Origin of the sequence: Gemmobacter aquatilis (genome assembly GCF_900110025.1) — a bacterium.
Lineage (GTDB): Bacteria > Pseudomonadota > Alphaproteobacteria > Rhodobacterales > Rhodobacteraceae > Gemmobacter > Gemmobacter aquatilis.
This window is the reverse complement of record NZ_FOCE01000005.1, coordinates 235,188-249,800: the sequence shown is the minus strand read 5'-3', so window position 1 is coordinate 249,800 and position 14,613 is coordinate 235,188. Positions and strand designations below refer to the sequence as shown.

Below are 14,613 nucleotides of genomic sequence, written 5' to 3'. Positions count from 1 at the left end.
AGCAGTGAGTTTTTCAGCTTTGATTAGGCTGAGGCTAAGATCGCGCTGGGCGCGGACCGGGGCGGGATCAGGGCAGGAGAGCGGTGAGCCGGTCCAGCGGGCGGCACAGCGCGGTGCCGCGCGGGCTTTGGACGAAGGGGCGTTCGACCAGCACCAGATGGGCCAGCATGGCGGCGAAGATCGCGGCGTCCGGCGTGTCGGGCGACAGCAGGCCCAGGTCTGCGGCGCGGGGGTCTTTGCGGCGCAGCGCGTCGCGGGCGGTCAGCCCGGCGGCAGAAAGCAGGGCGGCAAGGCTGTCTGCCGTCCAGCCGGTTTGCAGATAGAGGCGCAGTTCGGGTTCCACCCCTGCGGCGCGGATCATCTCCAACGCCTTGCGCGCGGTGGAGCAGGCCGGGTTGTGCCACAGGATCATCGGAAAGGTGTCGGTCATCGGGCGAGTTTAGGGGGCGTGCTGCGGCGGGGCAAGCGGGCCTGCGACGGAAACGCCGCCGTGCCGCGTATGAGGACGGTGGTCTTGCGGCAGAATGGGTTAGGGTTGTATGCTGACAGTTGAATGTGACGCTGGCCTTGCCCGAGAAGGCATGTTGCCGTGGGGGTTATTCTGTGGCATCACAGTAGGGATTGAAACTAGACCGATGAGTTTAGCATGACCGACTTCGCTGCCCGCCGCACCATGATGGTCGATACCCAGATCCGCCCCTCGGACGTGACGAAATTCCCGATCATCGAGGCCATGCTGGCCGTCCCACGCGAGGCGTTCGTGCCCGCCGACAAGCGCGAGGCCGCCTATATGGGCGAGCATGTCGCCATTGGCGGCGGCCGCGTGGTGCTGGACCCGCGGGTTCTGGCCAAACTTCTGGACGCTCTGGACATCCAGCCGACCGAAACGGTGCTCGATCTGGGCTGTGGCTTCGGCTATTCGACGGCTGTGATCGCCCGCATGGCGGAAGCCGTGGTGGCGGTGGAAGAGGACGAGGCGCTGGCCGCCGAGGCGCAGCGCACGCTGTCCTCGCATGGTGTGGACAATGCGGCGGTGATCGTGGGCAAGCTGGTGGCGGGTGCGCCCAAGGCCGGGCCCTATGATGTGATCACCGTGCAGGGTGCGGTGGAAACGGTGCCCGAGGCGCTGCTGGCGCAGGTGAAAGAGGGCGGGCGGATCGGCTGCCTGTTCATGGAAGGTGCGCTGGGTGTGGCGCGCATCGGCTATAAAATCGACGGCCAGGTAACCTGGCGCTATGCTTTCAACGCTTCGGCCCCGGTTCTTCCGGGCTTTGCGGCGAAGCGGGCCTTTACGCTCTGACCGCAACAGCGGCAGCGCCAAGAAACAGGAGCAGGTGATGTTTGGACTGAGGCAGTGGCTTGCGGCGAGTGCCGCAACGGTGGTCATGGCGGCTGCCCCGGTGGCACAGGCCGAGACGCTGGCGGATGCGCTGATCGCGGCCTACAAGACCTCGCATCTGCTGGACCAGAACAGGGCATTGCTGCGCACGGCTGACGAGGATGTGGCAACGGCGGTGGCCGGGTTGCGCCCGGTGATGCAGTTCGTGGCGCAGGCCACGCGGCAGCACCGCATCTATGACCGGGGCGGCATCAAGCAGAACATTGATACTGCCGCCGTCGCGCTGTCGTTCGATCTGACGCTGTTCGATTTCGGGCGCACGCAGGCCAGCATCGACGCCGCGAAAGAGGCGGTACTGGCGACGCGCGCCGGTTTGCGGGGGGTGGAGCAGTCTGTCCTGCTGAACACGGTGCAGGCCTATGTCAACGTGCGGCTGGCGCAGGAGATCGTCGATCTGCGCCGCAACAACCAGCGGGTGATCGGCGAGGAACTGAAAGCCTCGCAGGATCGGTTCGATGTGGGTGAGGTGACGCGGACCGACGTGGCGCAGGCGGAATCGGCGCTGGGCGCGGCGCGGGCGTCGCTGGCGGCGGCAGAGGGTGATCTGCTGGTGGCCCGCGAAGCCTACAAGGCATTGACGGGGGCCTATCCGGGCAAGCTTGCGACCCCTCCGGCGGCACCGAAACTGCCGAAATCACTGGAGCAGGCGGTGGCCATGGCGATGCGCGAGCATCCGGACATGATCCAGCAGCAGCATCAGGTGAAGGCGGCCGACATGGTGGTTGCGCAGGCCGAGGCGAACATGAAGCCGACCATCGGCCTGTCCACCCGATTTGGGCGCACCAGCGGTATTCTGGTGAACGAATTCGACGAGGGCACGACCAGCCTGACGATGAGCCACACGCTGTATGCCGGGGGCAAGCTGTCGGCGCAGTATCGCCGTGCTCTGGCACAGCGTGAGGCGCAGCGGTCAGCCTTGCTGAATACCACGGTCACCGTGGAGCAGAATGCGGTCAATGCCTGGTCGTCGATCACCGTGCTGGGCGCGCAGATTGCGGGCAATTCGCGGCAGATCGAGGCGGCGCAGGTGGCCTTCGAGGGCGTGCGCGAAGAGGCCAAGCTGGGCGCGCGCACCACGCTGGAGGTGCTGGATGCCGAGCAGGATCTGCTGGACGCCCGCGCGGCGCGTTTCCAGACCGAGGCAGAGCGGTATTACAGCTATTACAGCCTGCTGGCAGCCACCGGGCAACTGACGGTCGAAAAGCTCAATCTGGGGATTCCGACCTATGATGTCGCGGCCTATTACAACGCGGTGAAGGATGCCCCGGCGACCTCATATCAGGGCCGGGCGCTGGACCGGGTGCTGAAGGCGATCGGCGAAGAATAAGCGCCGGGCGTCAAGTCCTTCTGTTGCTTGCGAATTGTTAACCGCTGCTGCGGCATCGTCTTGCGGGACATGCGGGCAGCGGTTACTGTTTGGCAAAGCATGAATACGGTCGGGCAAGACGGGCCGGGTAGGACGGGGCAGGCATGAGCGAGCCGATGAGTTCAGTGGAGATCGAAGATGTCCTGTCCTCCATCCGGCGGCTTGTGTCGGAGGAGTTGCGGCCCGTGCAGCGCATGGCGCCTGTGGCGCAGGCTTCCGGGGCGAAGGCCCCTGCGGGGGGCGGGCGGCTGCTGCTGACCCCGGCGCTGCGGGTGGTGCCGGGCCGGGCTGAGCCGGACGCGACGCCTGACCCGACACCGCAAGGCGATTCGGTGCTGGAGGCGCTGCTGGGGCAACTGGCCGGGCGACCGGCGGACGAGGCCGAGGCTTTGCCCGATCCGGCAGAGGATGCGGCGGCACCGCGCGGCGGCGCGGCCTCTGTCGAGGCGTTGTTCGCGGCGATGGGCACGCGTATTCCCGATGCCGAATTTGAACCCGAACCGGATGTGGCGCTGCGACCTGCCGCCAAGGGAGAGGTGGAGGCCGACGATCTGGCGGTTGAGGAGGCCATGGCGGCCGTAGCCGCGGCGGTACCCGGCTGGCCCCGATCGGAGGTGATGGAGGTCGATCTCGACGCGGTGGACGAGGCCGAGGTGATCGAGGTCGAAGGTGACGAGGCCGGAGAGATCGACGGGGAGAACGTCGAGGCGCTGCGGCTGTCGGAGGCCTGGCGCGATGGGGCTTGGCCGCTGGAGCCTGCGCCTGCCGATGCGGCCCGTTTGGACTCTGCGCCCGAAGCAGCGCTGGATGCCGATCAGGCCGAAGCTGCGGCTGTGGCCGAGATTCTGGCCGCCGATCAACAGGCGGCGCAGGCGGCACCAGAGCCGGATCTGCTGGGCGAAGAGGATTTCCTGATCGACGAAGAGGTGATGCGGGCGCTGGTGCGCGACATCATCCGCGAGGAATTGCAGGGCGCGCTGGGAGAGCGGATCACCCGCAATGTGCGCAAACTGGTGCGGGCCGAGATCCACCGGACGCTGCTGTCGCGCGATCTGGGCTGACGGAGAGCTGTGTGCGGGCTTGTGCGGCGGGATGATCCGCCGGATTCAGGCATCCGGCTTTGCTCACCTTGGGCTTTTACCCTGTGCCCCACGACAGAAAACGCGCCCCGCAGGGCGCGCTGTTCAAATCCTCGGCGGCGTTCAGCCGCAGGCGTGGCAGTGCTCAGGCGGCTTCGGCCTCAAGCTCCATCGCGTGGCGGCGTTCGGATTCCTCGCGCGACAGTGCGACCGAGGTGCGCACGCCTTTCGAGACGAATTCCATCAGGCCCTTGACCACCCGTTCGTTCGGGTCGATCCCGGCGCAGGACAGAACCTCGCGCCCGTCGCGCGAGCGTGCCCAACGGGCGATCTGTTCCGGCCCGTTGCCATATTTCTTGTCATCGGCGATCGCGTCATCAAGTGCGGCAAGCACGACGGCGGCAAAAAGTTTGCGCGCGCGCTGGCCTTGCTCGTAGTTGAACGCGGTGCCGTCGATGAAGTCAGCCATTTTTCTTGTCCTGTTCTTGCTCTTGCATGTTCCGGCGTTTGGGGGGGATACGCCTGAACTGCATGATTCGGTATGCCGGTCCTGTCATGGCAGCCATGCGTCAGGTGCATGGCTTGGGGCGGGGCGCTACAGTATCTAGTTGCCTTGCCAGGAAGCAGCCGCCGATATATAGGGGCCTCTGCAAATTAATCAAGCTTTTGACAAGGTTTTGCCGAGATGCCGAAGATCAACGGGAATGAGATCCGTCCGGGCGCGATCCTGGAACATGATGGCGGCCTCTGGGCGGCGGTCAAGGTCAACCATGTGAAGCCGGGCAAGGGCGGTGCCTTTGCGCAGGTGGAGCTGAAGAACCTGCGCGACGGGCGCAAGCTGAACGAACGCTTCCGCTCGGAAGACAAGGTGGACGAGGTGACGCTGGAAAACAAGGACCAGCAGTTCCTGTATGAAACCGACGGGCGGCTGGTGTTCATGGATGCCGAAACCTATGAGCAGATCGAGATCGACGCCGATCTGCTGGGCGATCGCCGGCCGTTCCTGCAGGATGGGATGACCGCGACGGTGCTGTTCTATGGTGAAGAACCGCTGAGCGTGAAGATCCCGCAGAAGGTGAAGTGCCGCGTGGTGGAGGCCGAGCCGGTGATGAACGGCCAGACCGCCTCGAAAAGCTTCAAGCCCGCCGTGCTGGACAATGGCGTGCGCATCATGGTGCCGCCGTTTGTCGGCCCGGATGAGGATATCATCGTGCATACCGAATTGATGGAATATTCGGAACGCGCCTGAGCGGGCGAATTTTCTGCGAAAATTCAGGGGCGGGGCCTTTGGCCCCGCTTTTCTTTTGCGGCTGTGGTTGGGGCGTGTTGCGAATTTTCGCAGAAAATTCGGTCGGTCAGGCGGTGATGCGGGCCTCGCCTGCGGTCAGCGGACCGTCCAGCCGGTCGAAGCGCAGATGGGCCAGCGCATGGCCGCCCGACTGGGTGAACAGCGTGCCCGCCTCGCGTCCGTCGGGCATCAGGATCGGGGTGCCCACGGGGGCCGTGCCGGTGATGCCCACCCGGATCAGGCCCTTGCGCAATTCGGTCTTGTGCTTCATCCGCGCGGTGACCTCTTGCCCGACATAGCAGCCCTTGCGGTAATCGACGCCCTGCAGCGTCTCGAACCCGGCTTCGAGGATGAAGGTCTCGTTCGGGATCAGCTCGATGCCGGTTTCGGGGATGACATGGGCGACGCGGATCGCGTCCCAGTCGATCATCGGCGTTGAACCGGGGGCGCCATAGGTGCGCCAGCCAAGGGCGGGGTGGCGCGGGTCGGGCAGGGCATCTGCAGGGGCAGGGCCGAGGCCGCGCGTCACGCTCAGGTCAGAGGGCGCGAAGGTGACGGCGGCGCGCAGGCGATACAGGGTCAGCCGCCGCAGCGTATCGGCGGCAAGGCTTTCGGGCAGGTCGAGCAGCAACTGCCCGCCGCTGTTCACCACGAAGAAATCGGCGAGGTATTTGCCCTGTGGCGACAGCAGCGCGGTGTAGACGAGATCGGGGTCGCGCAGGCGCAGCACGTCATTGGTGACCAGCCCTTGCAGGAAGGGCAGGGCATCGGCACCGCCCAAAGCGATCAGGCGGCGGTCGGGGGCGGTTTCACCGGGCATTGCAGGCTCCGTCACGGCTGAAATTGCAGCTTGTAGAGATCGGCATACAGCCCGCCTTCTGCAAGCAGGGTGTCATGGGTGCCTTGCTGCACGACGCGGCCCTTGTCCATCACCACGATCTTGTCGGCATCGCGCACGGTGGCAAGGCGGTGGGCGATCACGATGCGGGTGCGCCCGGTGCCCAGCCGGTGCAAGGCATCGGCCACCAGCGCCTCGGACTGGGCATCCAGCGCCGAGGTCGCCTCGTCCAGCAGCAGGGCCGGGGCCTGCGACAGCAAGGCGCGGGCGATGGCGACGCGCTGGCGTTGGCCGCCCGACAGGGCAGAGCCGCGCGGGCCTGCCGGGGTATCGACCCCCGCAGGCAGGGCGCGCAGAAACTCGCTGACATGGGCGGCGTCCAGCGCGCGGGTCAGATGGGCCTCGTCCACCTCATGGCCCAGCGCGATGTTCTCGCGGATGGTTTCGTCGAACAGCATGGCGTCCTGACTGACCACGGCGAATTGTGCGCGCAGTTCGGGCAGGGTCATGTCGGCGATGTCGGCGCCGTCGAGCGTGATCGTGCCCGCATCGGGTTCGGCCAGGCCGGTGAGCAGGTGGAACACGGTGGATTTGCCCGCACCCGAGGCGCCGACCAGCGCGGTCATCCGGCCCGCCTCGGCGGTGAAGCTGAGGCCGTTCAGCACCGGCACCTCGCCATAGGCGAACTGCAGATCCTGCACGCGGATGGTGGGCGGGGTGCCGGTGGGATGGGCGGTGCCTGCGCGCGGGCGCGGCGGGGCCGACAGATCGAACAGGCGATAGAGTCGCTCCAGGCTGGCCGCCGCGATCTGCCAGACGCCCGACATGTCGCCCAACCGGCGCAGCGGCTGGAAGGTCAGCGACATGGCGGTGAAGAAGGCCATGAATTCGCCCGTGGTGCGGGTGCCCTCGGCAATCTCGCGCCCGCCGAGCCACAGGACGGTGAAGAAACCGATCCCGGTGATGATGTCGATCAGCGCGGGCACGGTGGAGCGGCCCGCCATGGTGCGCACCTCGGCCCGGACGATGGCGCCGACGATGCGGCGGAAGCGGCCGGTCTGATAGGTCTCCATCCGGTTCAGCTTGATCGCCATGATGCCATGAAAGATCTCGTCCAGCCGGGTGGCGCGCAAGCCCGCCTGTTCGCGCATCTGTGCGGTCTTGCGGCGGATATAGCGTTGCACCACCAGCGCGGGCAGGATCAGCACCGGCGCGCCGATCATCGCGGCCAGCGTCCAGCGCCAGTCGATCGACAGGGCCACGGTGAACAGCGCCACCAGCGAGACGATGTCGCGCCCCACCCCGACGATCACCGCCGACCAGACGCGCTGCACGGCGCTGGTATCGCCCACCAGCCGCTCCATCAGCGCGCCGGGCGGGTTGTCCTGAAAGAACCGTGTGTCCAGCGTCAGCACATGCGCCAGCAGATCGACCTGCATCGCGGTAGAGCTTTTCTGCGCCACCATGGTCAGCAGTGTCTTGCCGAAGATCGAGGTGAAGGCGCGCACCACGAACAGCCCGAGGATGGCCAGCCCGACCCAGAGCAGCATTCCGGTGCCGCCCGGTGCGAACACGTCGTCGAACAGCGGCACCAGCAGCCAGGACAGCGCGCCCAGCGTGCTGCCCTCGATCACCATGAACAGGAAGGCCAGCAGCATCAGGGCCAGGTGAGGGCGCAGGTAACCGCGCCACAGCCGCCCGAACAGGCGGCCAGTCGTATAGCGCGGGTCTTGCGGGGCACGGGCCAAGGGAACCTCCGGGGCTCAGGATGACCCGAGGTCTAGCCCGGCAGGCGGGGCAGGGCAAGGCGGGGCGGGGCAGGGTGGGGCGGCCCCGCGTTGACCTTGGCGCAAGGCGGGCGTAGCCATTGGGCGGAACCCGCGCGGAGACTGCGATGCTTGCCAACGGACGCCCCTATCTTGCCATTCCCGGCCCTTCCACCATGCCCGACCGGGTGTTGGCGGCGATGCACCGGGCGGCGCCCAATATCTATGCGGGCGCCTTGCCCGAGATGGTGGAAACGCTCTGGCCCGATCTGCGCGCCTTGGCGGGCACGGTGGCGCATGTGGCGATCTATATCGCCAATGGTCATGGCGCGTGGGAAGCGGCGAATGCCAATCTGTTCAGCCGGGGTGACCGGGCGCTGGTGCTGGCCACCGGGCGCTTTGGCCATGGCTGGTGCGAAAGCGTGCAGGCGATGGGCGTGCAGGCGGATCTGCTGGATTTCGGCAAAGCCGCCCCGGTCGATCTGGCGCGGTTCGAGTCGGCGCTGCGGGCGGATGCGGGCCATAAGCTGAAGGCGGTGCTGGTGACGCATGTCGATACCGCAAGTTCGGTGAAGAACGACATTGCGGCGATCCGGGCGGTGATGGATACGGTGGGGCATCCGGCGCTGCTGGCAGTGGATTGCATCGCCTCGATGGGCTGTGATGCCTTCCATATGGATGCCTGGGGCGTGGATGTCATGGTCGCGGCCAGCCAGAAGGGGCTGATGGTGCCGCCGGGGCTGGGCTTCGTGTGGTTTTCCGACAAGGCGCTGCTGGCTTGCGCCAACAGCGATCTGCGCACGCCCTATTGGGATTGGCGCCCGCGCGCCAATGCGACAGAGTTCTGGCAATACTGGGCGGGCACCGCGCCGACGCATCACCTGTTCGGGCTGCGCGAAAGCCTGAACATGATCGCCGAAGAGGGCCGCGCGGCGGTCTGGGCGCGGCATGCGGCGCTGGCCCGCAGCGTCTGGGCGGCGTTTGACGCCTGGGGCGCGGGTAACCCCGACATCGCGCTGAACGTGGCCGATCCGGCGCATCGCGGCCATTCCGTCACCGCCGCTCGGCTGGGCGCGCCCCATGCCACCCGGCTGCGCGGCTGGCTGGAGGAAAAGGCCGGCGTCACGCTGGGCATCGGGCTGGGCATGGCGGCGCCGGACGACCCGGCCTATCACGGCTTTCTGCGCGTGGCGCATATGGGCCATGTGAATGCGCATATGACGCTGGGGGTGCTGGCCACGATGCAGGCGGGCATGGTGGCCCTGGGCATCCCGCATGGCCCCGGCGCGCTGGATGCCGCCGCACGGGTGGTGGCCGAAGCGGCGGGCGCATGATGCCGCGCCGGGCCACGGCGGCGGATTGCGCCACGGTCAAGGCGGTGATCGACGCCGCCTTCGCGCCCTATGCGCCGCTGATCGGGCGCAACCCTGCGCCAATGCAGGCCGATTGCGCCGCGCTGATCGCGGCGGGGGCGGTCTGGCTTTGCACCGATCAGGCGGTGATGGCCTGCACACCTCAGGCCGACAGCATGGAACTCGACATCCTCGCCGTCAGCCCCGCCGCGCAGGGGCAGGGCCTCGGCGCGCGGCTGGTCGCGCAGTGCGAAAGCCTTGCCCGGCAACAGGGCCTGCCCGCCGTCACCTTGCACACCAATGCCGTGATGAGTGGCGCGCTGCGGCTTTACCCAAAGCTGGGCTATGCGAAAACCGACTGCCGTGTCGATCAGGGGTTCCAGCGCGTCTTCTTCCGCAAGACGCTCTGACCCCTGTTTCATTTTCTGTCTGAAAATATCCTCGGGGGGCGGCCGCAGGCCGTGGGGGGCAGACAGCCCCCCGTCCATCCTCGCCACCCCGCGCTAGAACAGGGCTTTCAGCACCAGCCCTGCCCCCCAACCCACCAGCACCAATCCTGACCCGAGGTCGATCCAGCGCAGCGCCTGCGGCGTCAGCCAGCGCCCGGCGAACAACGCCAGATGCACGAGGATCAGCCACCAGAGCGCCGAGCCGCAGAACAGCCCCGCCACCAGCCAGACCGGCCCGGCTGCCGCCTCGGCCCCAAGGGCGGCGACCATGCCCAGAAAGGCCAGGATGGTAGCCGGGTTCGACAGCGTCAGCAGATAGGTGCCGGTGAAGGCGCGCAGGGTGGCGATGCCCGTGGCCCCACCCCCGGCCCCTTCTATGCGGGGCGTCCGGGGCGGGGCGAAAAAGGCGCGCAGCGGCCCGCTGCCCAGCCAGATCAGCAGCAGACCGCCCAGCACCTGCATCGGCTGGGCATAGGCCAGCAGCCCGGTTGCCGCAAACCCCAGCGCCACCGCCAGCCCATAGCTGGCATCCGCCGCCGCGGCCCCCAGGCCGGTGGCCAGGCCCGCCGCCCGCCCGTCGGCCAGACTGCGCCGGATGCAGAGCAGCCCGATCGGTCCGACCGGCGCGGCGATGGCAAAGCCCATCACCGTGGCATTCAGAAACGCGCTCATGCCCGGCCCCCGGCCAGATCCCCGGCGAGGGGCAGGCAGGGCGTTTCCTTTTCGGCCTGCAGCGAGAAGATGGTTTCGGTTCTCAGCACGGCGGGCAGGGGCTTGACCGCCTCGGTCAGAAAGCGCTGCACGGCGGCGGGATCGGCGACCCGGATCTTCATCAGATAGGAATGTGGGCCGGAAATGTGATGCAGCTCCATCACCTCGGGGCGGGCGGTCAGGGCCGCCACCGCCTCGGCCTCGCCCTGCCAGGCCAGATCGAGCAGCAGAAAGCAGCAGCATCCCGCGCCCAGCCGCGCCGGGTCCAGCAGGGCGGCGGTGGCGCGGATCGTGCCATTGGCCTGCAGGCGGCGCAGGCGGTCATTGGCGGCGGAGACCGACAGGCCCACGGCGCGGGCGATCTCGGTCGCGGAAAGGCGGCCCTCCTGTTGCAGGAGGGCCGCGATGGTCAGGTCTGTGGCATCAAGGTCCATGATCGTCCTGTGGGAGGTATGTTCAGGATGATTTATGGAATGATTCCATATTTTACGCAAGTATTGCGGAATTTATTCCTTTATTCGTTACTTCTTGTGTTTCTCCAGCCAGTCGGTCATCCAGGCGATCTCGGCCTCCTGTGCGGCGATCACGCCTTCGGCCAGTTTGCGGACCTCGGGGTCTTTGCCATGTTCCAGCACGATCTTCGCCATCTCCACCGCGCCCTGATGGTGCGGGATCATCCCGGCGATGAAATCGACATCGGCGTCGCCGGTAAAGGCCATGTCCATGCCGCTGTGCATCTTCATGTTGGCCTCCATATAGGCCATGGTCGCCGGGCTTTCGGTGCCGGTCATGCCATGGCCGGAATGGTCCATTGTGCCTTCGGCCAGCGCGGGCAGGGCGAGGGTGGTGCAGGTGGCAAGGGCGATCAGGAAACGGGTCATCGGGGGCTCCTCTCTGGATTGGACCTGCACTATCCAAGCTTCCAGCGGGGGGAAGGCAAGTCACCCTGACGTGAGCGGGGCGGTGCAAGCGCGGGCATCTGCCCGAAATGCAGGCGGGCTGAGCGTTGTTGCACCGAAAGCGCGGGGATTCCCCCTTCAAAGCGGGGCGGGGCGGGCCTAGACTATGGGCGTAACCGTGGAATGTCGCGCATGTCCAAATCATCCAGACGCCCCGTCGTGGGGATCATCGGCAACATGAACCTGCTGAATGAAAGCTATCCGGTCCATGCCGGGGGCACGATGAATTCCGAGGCGGTGGCGCAGGTGGCAGGCTGCTTGCCGCTGATCATCCCCGCCGATCCGCGGCTGGTCTGCGTGGCCGAACTGCTGGACACCTGCGACGGCTTTCTGCTGACCGGCGGGCGGCCCAATGTGCATCCCACCGAATATGGCGAGCCGGAAACCCCGGCGCATGGCTGTTTTGACCGCTGCCGCGATGCGATTACCCTGCCGCTGATCCGCGCCTGTGTCGATCGGGGCCAGCCCTTCCTGGGCATTTGTCGCGGGTTTCAGGAGGTGAACGTGGCGATGGGCGGCACACTTTACCCCGAAATCCGCGATCTGCCGGGGCGGATGAATCACCGGATGCCGCCCGATGGCTCGATCGAGGAGAAATTCGCGCTGCGCCATGCGGTGCGGTTCACGCCGGGGGGCGTGTTCGCGCGACTGATGGGGGCGGAAGAGGTGATGACCAACACGCTGCACGGGCAGGGCATCAACCGGGCCGGGCCGCGCATCGTGATCGACGGACTGGCACCGGATGGCACGCCCGAGGCGATCTATGTGCAGGACGCGCCGGGCTTTACCCTGTCGGTGCAATGGCACCCGGAATGGAACGCGGCAGGCGATCCGGTGTCGCGCCCGCTGTTCACCGCCTTTGGCGCGGCCTGTGCGGCATGGGTGGCGGGGGCGGCGGGGCAGGCGCGCGTCGCCTGAGCGGCTGATACAGGTCAAGGCAGGGCGGGCGCGGGTCAGGCAGGATGGCTTGTAACGGGGGAGTTCTGCGATGAAGATCCTGATCGTCTATGCCAGCACCGACGGGCAGACCCGCAAGATTGCCCGATTTGCCGCCGACCATCTGGTGGATCGCGGCCAGACTGTTGAATTGTTGCCCGTGGCTGAGGCTGAAGGGGTGGATCTGGCGCGGTTTGGCGCGGTGATCCTTGCCGGATCGGTGCATATGGGAGGGTTTCAGGCGCCATTGATGGCGTTTGCCAAGGAGGCTGCCGCGCGGTTGTCGGCGGTGCCGTCGCTGTTTCTGGCGGTGTCGCTGTCGGCTGCCGGGCAGGATGCCGAGGATTGGGCGGGGCTGCGCGCCTGTGTGAGTGCGTTTCAAGAGACGACCGGCTGGGTGCCGGGGCAGGTGGAGCATGTGGCGGGGGCGTTCCGCTTTTCCAGCTATGACATGATCCGCGGCTGGGCGATGCGCTGGATCGCAGCGCAGAAACATCAGCAGATCGCCCCGCATGAGGACCGCGAATATACCGACTGGGCCGCGTTGGCGGCGGTGCTGGATCGGTTCGCGGTCTGACTTGTTTGCGCTAACGCGCGTGATATGCTGGCGGACTTCAGGGGGAGGGACGGCATGAAACGCTCACGCATCAACGATATCATGCAGGCGGCGGACGGGATGATCCGGGAGTATGGATTCGTGCTGCCGCCTTTTGCTTATTGGACACCGGCTGAATTTGCCGCGCGGCGCGATGCCGGGCAGATCGCGGCGCGGCGCATGGGCTGGGACATCACAGATTACGGGCAGGGCCGGTTCGACCGGATGGGGCTGTTTCTGTTCACGCTGCGCAATGGCATGCTGGCCGATCTGCAGCGCGGCGGTGGCATGTGCTATGCCGAAAAGCTGCTGATCTCGCGGCAGGATCAGCTTTCGCCGATGCACACCCATGTCATCAAGGCGGAAGACATCATCAACCGGGGCGGTGCTGCGCTGGTGATCGAGCTTTATGGCAGCGACGACGCGGGCGGCTTTGCCCCGGATCGCGGCGGCGTAGTGATGTGCGACGGGATCGCGCGCGCCTATGCGCCGGGCGAGAAGCTGCGGCTGGCACCGGGCGAAAGCGTCACGCTGATGCCGGGCGACTGGCACGCCTTTTGGGGCGAGGGCGGCGATGTGCTGATCGGTGAGGTCAGCACGGTGAATGACGATCTGACCGACAATATCTTCCGCGAGCCGATTGGCCGCTTTGCGGAGATCGAAGAGGACGAAGCGCCGCTGCACCTGCTGGTCAGCGATTATGACCGCTGGCTGAAGGGCTGAACGGCGGATCGCAACGGAAAAGGGCGGCCTGTGCGGGGCCGCCCTTTTGCTTTGGGGGTGCCCGGTTCAGGGGCAGACGATGCCGGGCGCCGGAACGCAGGTGGCGGCAGGCGCCGCTGCCGGGGGCACCACCGCCGGGGCCGCAGGCTCGGGCGGGGTGTCGGCGGCGGGCACGCTGGCCGGATCGGTCGCAGGCACGACGACGGCGGGGGCGGCAGGCGTGGCCGGGGCCACGGCGGGCGTAGGCGCCACGGGGGCCGGTGCCGCCAGCGCGGGCGGCACGGCGCCCAAAGCGGGCGGCGTCAGCGCCGGGGCGGTCATCGTCGGGAAGCCCGGCGCGGGGGCGCCAAGGGCTGCGGGCTGCGGTTTGGGCGCAGCCGGGGCCTTGGGCGCCGCGGCTTTCTTCGGTTTGGGCGCGGGCGGCGGCAGCTTCAGCTTGGTGGGCCGGGTGCCATCGGCGTTCAGCACCACAACCTTCGCACCATCGGGCACGCGGTTATACAGGTCCATCACGTCTTGATTGATCATGCGGAAGCAGCCGGACGAGGCATTGTGCCCGATGGATTTCCATTCCGGTGTGCCATGGATGCGGAAGCCGTAATCCACCCCGCCGGTGGTCAGATACAGCGCGCGCGCGCCCAGCGGGTTGGTCGGGCCGCCCGGCTGGCCGTCTTTCCACTTTTCCAGCTCGGGCTTGCGGGCGATCATTTCCGGCGGCGGCGTCCAGGTGGGCCAGTGACGGCGATTGGTGATCAGCGCCTCGCCCGCCCATTGGAAGCCATCCTTGCCGACGGCGATGCCATAGCGCAGCGCCTTGCCGGGGGCGGTGACCAGATGCAGGGTCTTGTTGGTGGGGTCGATGATGACTGTGCCGGGGGCATCGGTCGTCTCATAGGCGACTTCCTGGCGGATCAGATGCGGCGGGATCTTCTCGACCGGCACGGCGGGCACGACAAAGCTGCCATCCTGTTTGGCGGCATAGGCTTCGACAAAATCCGCAGGGACGGGCTGGGGGATGACGGGCGCGGTGGCCGTGGGTGTCTTTGTCGCCTCGGTCAGCGACGGATCGACGCAGGCGGCGAGCGTGCCGGCAAGGGCGGTGCTCAGCGCGAGGCGCATCAGGTGGCGCAGCATTCTTCAAATTCTCCCAAG

Annotated in this window: 17 protein-coding genes; 9 read left to right on the top strand and 8 right to left on the bottom strand. The window is 67.0% G+C overall.

Going from position 1 to position 14,613, the window contains the following annotated elements; translation table 11 throughout:
* Positions 1–67 precede the first annotated feature (67 nt).
* Entirely contained in the window at positions 68–430 is a 363-nt protein-coding gene (locus tag BMX43_RS11145; RefSeq protein WP_091301333.1) for an ArsC/Spx/MgsR family protein, read from the bottom strand.
* A 216-nt stretch (positions 431–646) separates the two neighbouring features.
* On the opposite strand from BMX43_RS11145, the gene BMX43_RS11140 reads away from it, so the two are divergent.
* The 3 genes from BMX43_RS11140 (at position 647) to BMX43_RS19495 (ending at position 3,826) form a co-directional block, all read left to right on the top strand.
* Positions 647–1,300, top strand: coding sequence for a protein-L-isoaspartate O-methyltransferase family protein (locus BMX43_RS11140; protein WP_091301331.1), 654 nt, complete (start codon positions 647–649; stop codon positions 1,298–1,300).
* A gap of 37 nt (positions 1,301–1,337) precedes the next feature.
* Complete coding sequence (locus BMX43_RS11135; protein WP_091301481.1) at positions 1,338–2,726, top strand: TolC family outer membrane protein; 1,389 nt, start codon at positions 1,338–1,340, stop codon at positions 2,724–2,726.
* A gap of 143 nt (positions 2,727–2,869) precedes the next feature.
* The gene (locus BMX43_RS19495) at positions 2,870–3,826 is read left to right on the top strand and encodes a hypothetical protein (protein WP_139201563.1); all 957 of its coding nucleotides are present in this window, start codon (positions 2,870–2,872) and stop codon (positions 3,824–3,826) included.
* Between the two features lie 163 nt (positions 3,827–3,989).
* On the opposite strand, the gene BMX43_RS11125 is transcribed toward BMX43_RS19495, so the two are convergent.
* Positions 3,990–4,313: a DUF6280 family protein gene (locus tag BMX43_RS11125; protein ID WP_091301329.1), complete on the bottom strand. Its 324-nt coding sequence runs from the start codon at positions 4,311–4,313 to the stop codon at positions 3,990–3,992.
* Positions 4,314–4,529: 216 nt separating this feature from the next.
* Here BMX43_RS11125 and efp point away from each other — a divergent pair, with 216 nt between their 5' ends.
* The gene (gene efp, locus BMX43_RS11120; RefSeq protein WP_091301327.1) at positions 4,530–5,093 is read left to right on the top strand and encodes an elongation factor P; all 564 of its coding nucleotides are present in this window, start codon (positions 4,530–4,532) and stop codon (positions 5,091–5,093) included.
* A gap of 106 nt (positions 5,094–5,199) precedes the next feature.
* On the opposite strand, the gene ygfZ is transcribed toward efp, so the two are convergent.
* Positions 5,200–5,952, bottom strand: coding sequence for a CAF17-like 4Fe-4S cluster assembly/insertion protein YgfZ (gene ygfZ, locus BMX43_RS11115; protein ID WP_091301325.1), 753 nt, complete (start codon positions 5,950–5,952; stop codon positions 5,200–5,202).
* Positions 5,953–5,963: 11 nt separating this feature from the next.
* Positions 5,964–7,718 (bottom strand): ABC transporter ATP-binding protein, encoded by a 1,755-nt coding sequence (locus BMX43_RS11110; protein ID WP_091301323.1) that lies wholly within the window; start codon positions 7,716–7,718, stop codon positions 5,964–5,966.
* Positions 7,719–7,864: 146 nt separating this feature from the next.
* Between BMX43_RS11110 and BMX43_RS11105 the strand changes: the two genes are divergently transcribed.
* Together BMX43_RS11105 and BMX43_RS11100 are read left to right on the top strand one after the other, a co-directional pair.
* Positions 7,865–9,070: a pyridoxal-phosphate-dependent aminotransferase family protein gene (locus tag BMX43_RS11105; protein ID WP_091301321.1), complete on the top strand. Its 1,206-nt coding sequence runs from the start codon at positions 7,865–7,867 to the stop codon at positions 9,068–9,070.
* Positions 9,067–9,498 carry a GNAT family N-acetyltransferase gene (locus BMX43_RS11100; RefSeq protein ID WP_091301319.1) on the top strand — a complete coding sequence of 144 codons (432 nt, stop codon included), beginning with the start codon at positions 9,067–9,069 and terminating at the stop codon, positions 9,496–9,498. Before BMX43_RS11105 ends, BMX43_RS11100 begins: the two co-directional genes overlap by 4 nt.
* 93 nt (positions 9,499–9,591) lie before the next feature.
* Here the strand turns inward: BMX43_RS11100 and BMX43_RS11095 are convergent, their stop codons facing one another.
* The 3 genes from BMX43_RS11095 to copM all read right to left on the bottom strand — a co-directional run bounded on the left by BMX43_RS11095 (position 9,592) and on the right by copM (position 11,159).
* Positions 9,592–10,209, bottom strand: a complete 618-nt coding sequence (locus BMX43_RS11095) for a LysE family transporter (protein ID WP_091301317.1) — start codon at positions 10,207–10,209, stop codon at positions 9,592–9,594.
* Entirely contained in the window at positions 10,206–10,682 is a 477-nt protein-coding gene (locus BMX43_RS11090; RefSeq protein ID WP_091301314.1) for an Lrp/AsnC family transcriptional regulator, read from the bottom strand. The genes BMX43_RS11095 and BMX43_RS11090 overlap by 4 nt, the downstream gene beginning before the upstream one ends.
* An 87-nt stretch (positions 10,683–10,769) precedes the next feature.
* Positions 10,770–11,159, bottom strand: coding sequence for a CopM family metallochaperone (gene copM / locus BMX43_RS11085; RefSeq protein WP_483863932.1), 390 nt, complete (start codon positions 11,157–11,159; stop codon positions 10,770–10,772).
* A 180-nt stretch (positions 11,160–11,339) separates the two neighbouring features.
* On the opposite strand from copM, the gene BMX43_RS11080 reads away from it, so the two are divergent.
* The 3 genes from BMX43_RS11080 (at position 11,340) to BMX43_RS11070 (ending at position 13,461) form a co-directional block, all read left to right on the top strand.
* Positions 11,340–12,125, top strand: coding sequence for a gamma-glutamyl-gamma-aminobutyrate hydrolase family protein (locus BMX43_RS11080; RefSeq protein WP_175482088.1), 786 nt, complete (start codon positions 11,340–11,342; stop codon positions 12,123–12,125).
* Positions 12,126–12,195: 70 nt separating this feature from the next.
* Positions 12,196–12,720: a flavodoxin domain-containing protein gene (locus BMX43_RS11075; RefSeq protein ID WP_091301308.1), complete on the top strand. Its 525-nt coding sequence runs from the start codon at positions 12,196–12,198 to the stop codon at positions 12,718–12,720.
* A 54-nt stretch (positions 12,721–12,774) separates the two neighbouring features.
* A complete protein-coding gene (locus BMX43_RS11070) occupies positions 12,775–13,461 on the top strand; it encodes a D-lyxose/D-mannose family sugar isomerase (protein ID WP_091301306.1) in 687 nt (228 codons plus the stop codon).
* Between the two features lie 66 nt (positions 13,462–13,527).
* Here BMX43_RS11070 and BMX43_RS11065 read toward each other — a convergent pair whose 3' ends face one another.
* A complete protein-coding gene (locus BMX43_RS11065) occupies positions 13,528–14,595 on the bottom strand; it encodes a L,D-transpeptidase (RefSeq protein WP_245749447.1) in 1,068 nt (355 codons plus the stop codon).
* Between the last annotated feature and the right edge of the window lie 18 nt (positions 14,596–14,613).

Bases quoted from the DNA above. Each gene is read 5' to 3' on its own strand.
- BMX43_RS11145 (WP_091301333.1), bottom strand. From the start codon at position 430: ATGACCGACACCTTTCCGATGATCCTGTGGCACAACCCGGCCTGCTCC.
- BMX43_RS11140 (WP_091301331.1), top strand. From the start codon at position 647: ATGACCGACTTCGCTGCCCGCCGCACCATGATGGTCGATACCCAGATC.
- BMX43_RS11135 (WP_091301481.1), top strand. From the start codon at position 1,338: ATGTTTGGACTGAGGCAGTGGCTTGCGGCGAGTGCCGCAACGGTGGTC.
- BMX43_RS19495 (WP_139201563.1), top strand. From the start codon at position 2,870: ATGAGCGAGCCGATGAGTTCAGTGGAGATCGAAGATGTCCTGTCCTCC.
- BMX43_RS11125 (WP_091301329.1), bottom strand. From the start codon at position 4,313: ATGGCTGACTTCATCGACGGCACCGCGTTCAACTACGAGCAAGGCCAG.
- efp (WP_091301327.1), top strand. From the start codon at position 4,530: ATGCCGAAGATCAACGGGAATGAGATCCGTCCGGGCGCGATCCTGGAA.
- ygfZ (WP_091301325.1), bottom strand. From the start codon at position 5,952: ATGCCCGGTGAAACCGCCCCCGACCGCCGCCTGATCGCTTTGGGCGGT.
- BMX43_RS11105 (WP_091301321.1), top strand. From the start codon at position 7,865: ATGCTTGCCAACGGACGCCCCTATCTTGCCATTCCCGGCCCTTCCACC.
- BMX43_RS11100 (WP_091301319.1), top strand. From the start codon at position 9,067: ATGATGCCGCGCCGGGCCACGGCGGCGGATTGCGCCACGGTCAAGGCG.
- BMX43_RS11095 (WP_091301317.1), bottom strand. From the start codon at position 10,209: ATGAGCGCGTTTCTGAATGCCACGGTGATGGGCTTTGCCATCGCCGCG.
- BMX43_RS11090 (WP_091301314.1), bottom strand. From the start codon at position 10,682: ATGGACCTTGATGCCACAGACCTGACCATCGCGGCCCTCCTGCAACAG.
- BMX43_RS11080 (WP_175482088.1), top strand. From the start codon at position 11,340: ATGTCCAAATCATCCAGACGCCCCGTCGTGGGGATCATCGGCAACATG.
- BMX43_RS11075 (WP_091301308.1), top strand. From the start codon at position 12,196: ATGAAGATCCTGATCGTCTATGCCAGCACCGACGGGCAGACCCGCAAG.
- BMX43_RS11070 (WP_091301306.1), top strand. From the start codon at position 12,775: ATGAAACGCTCACGCATCAACGATATCATGCAGGCGGCGGACGGGATG.
- BMX43_RS11065 (WP_245749447.1), bottom strand. From the start codon at position 14,595: ATGCTGCGCCACCTGATGCGCCTCGCGCTGAGCACCGCCCTTGCCGGC.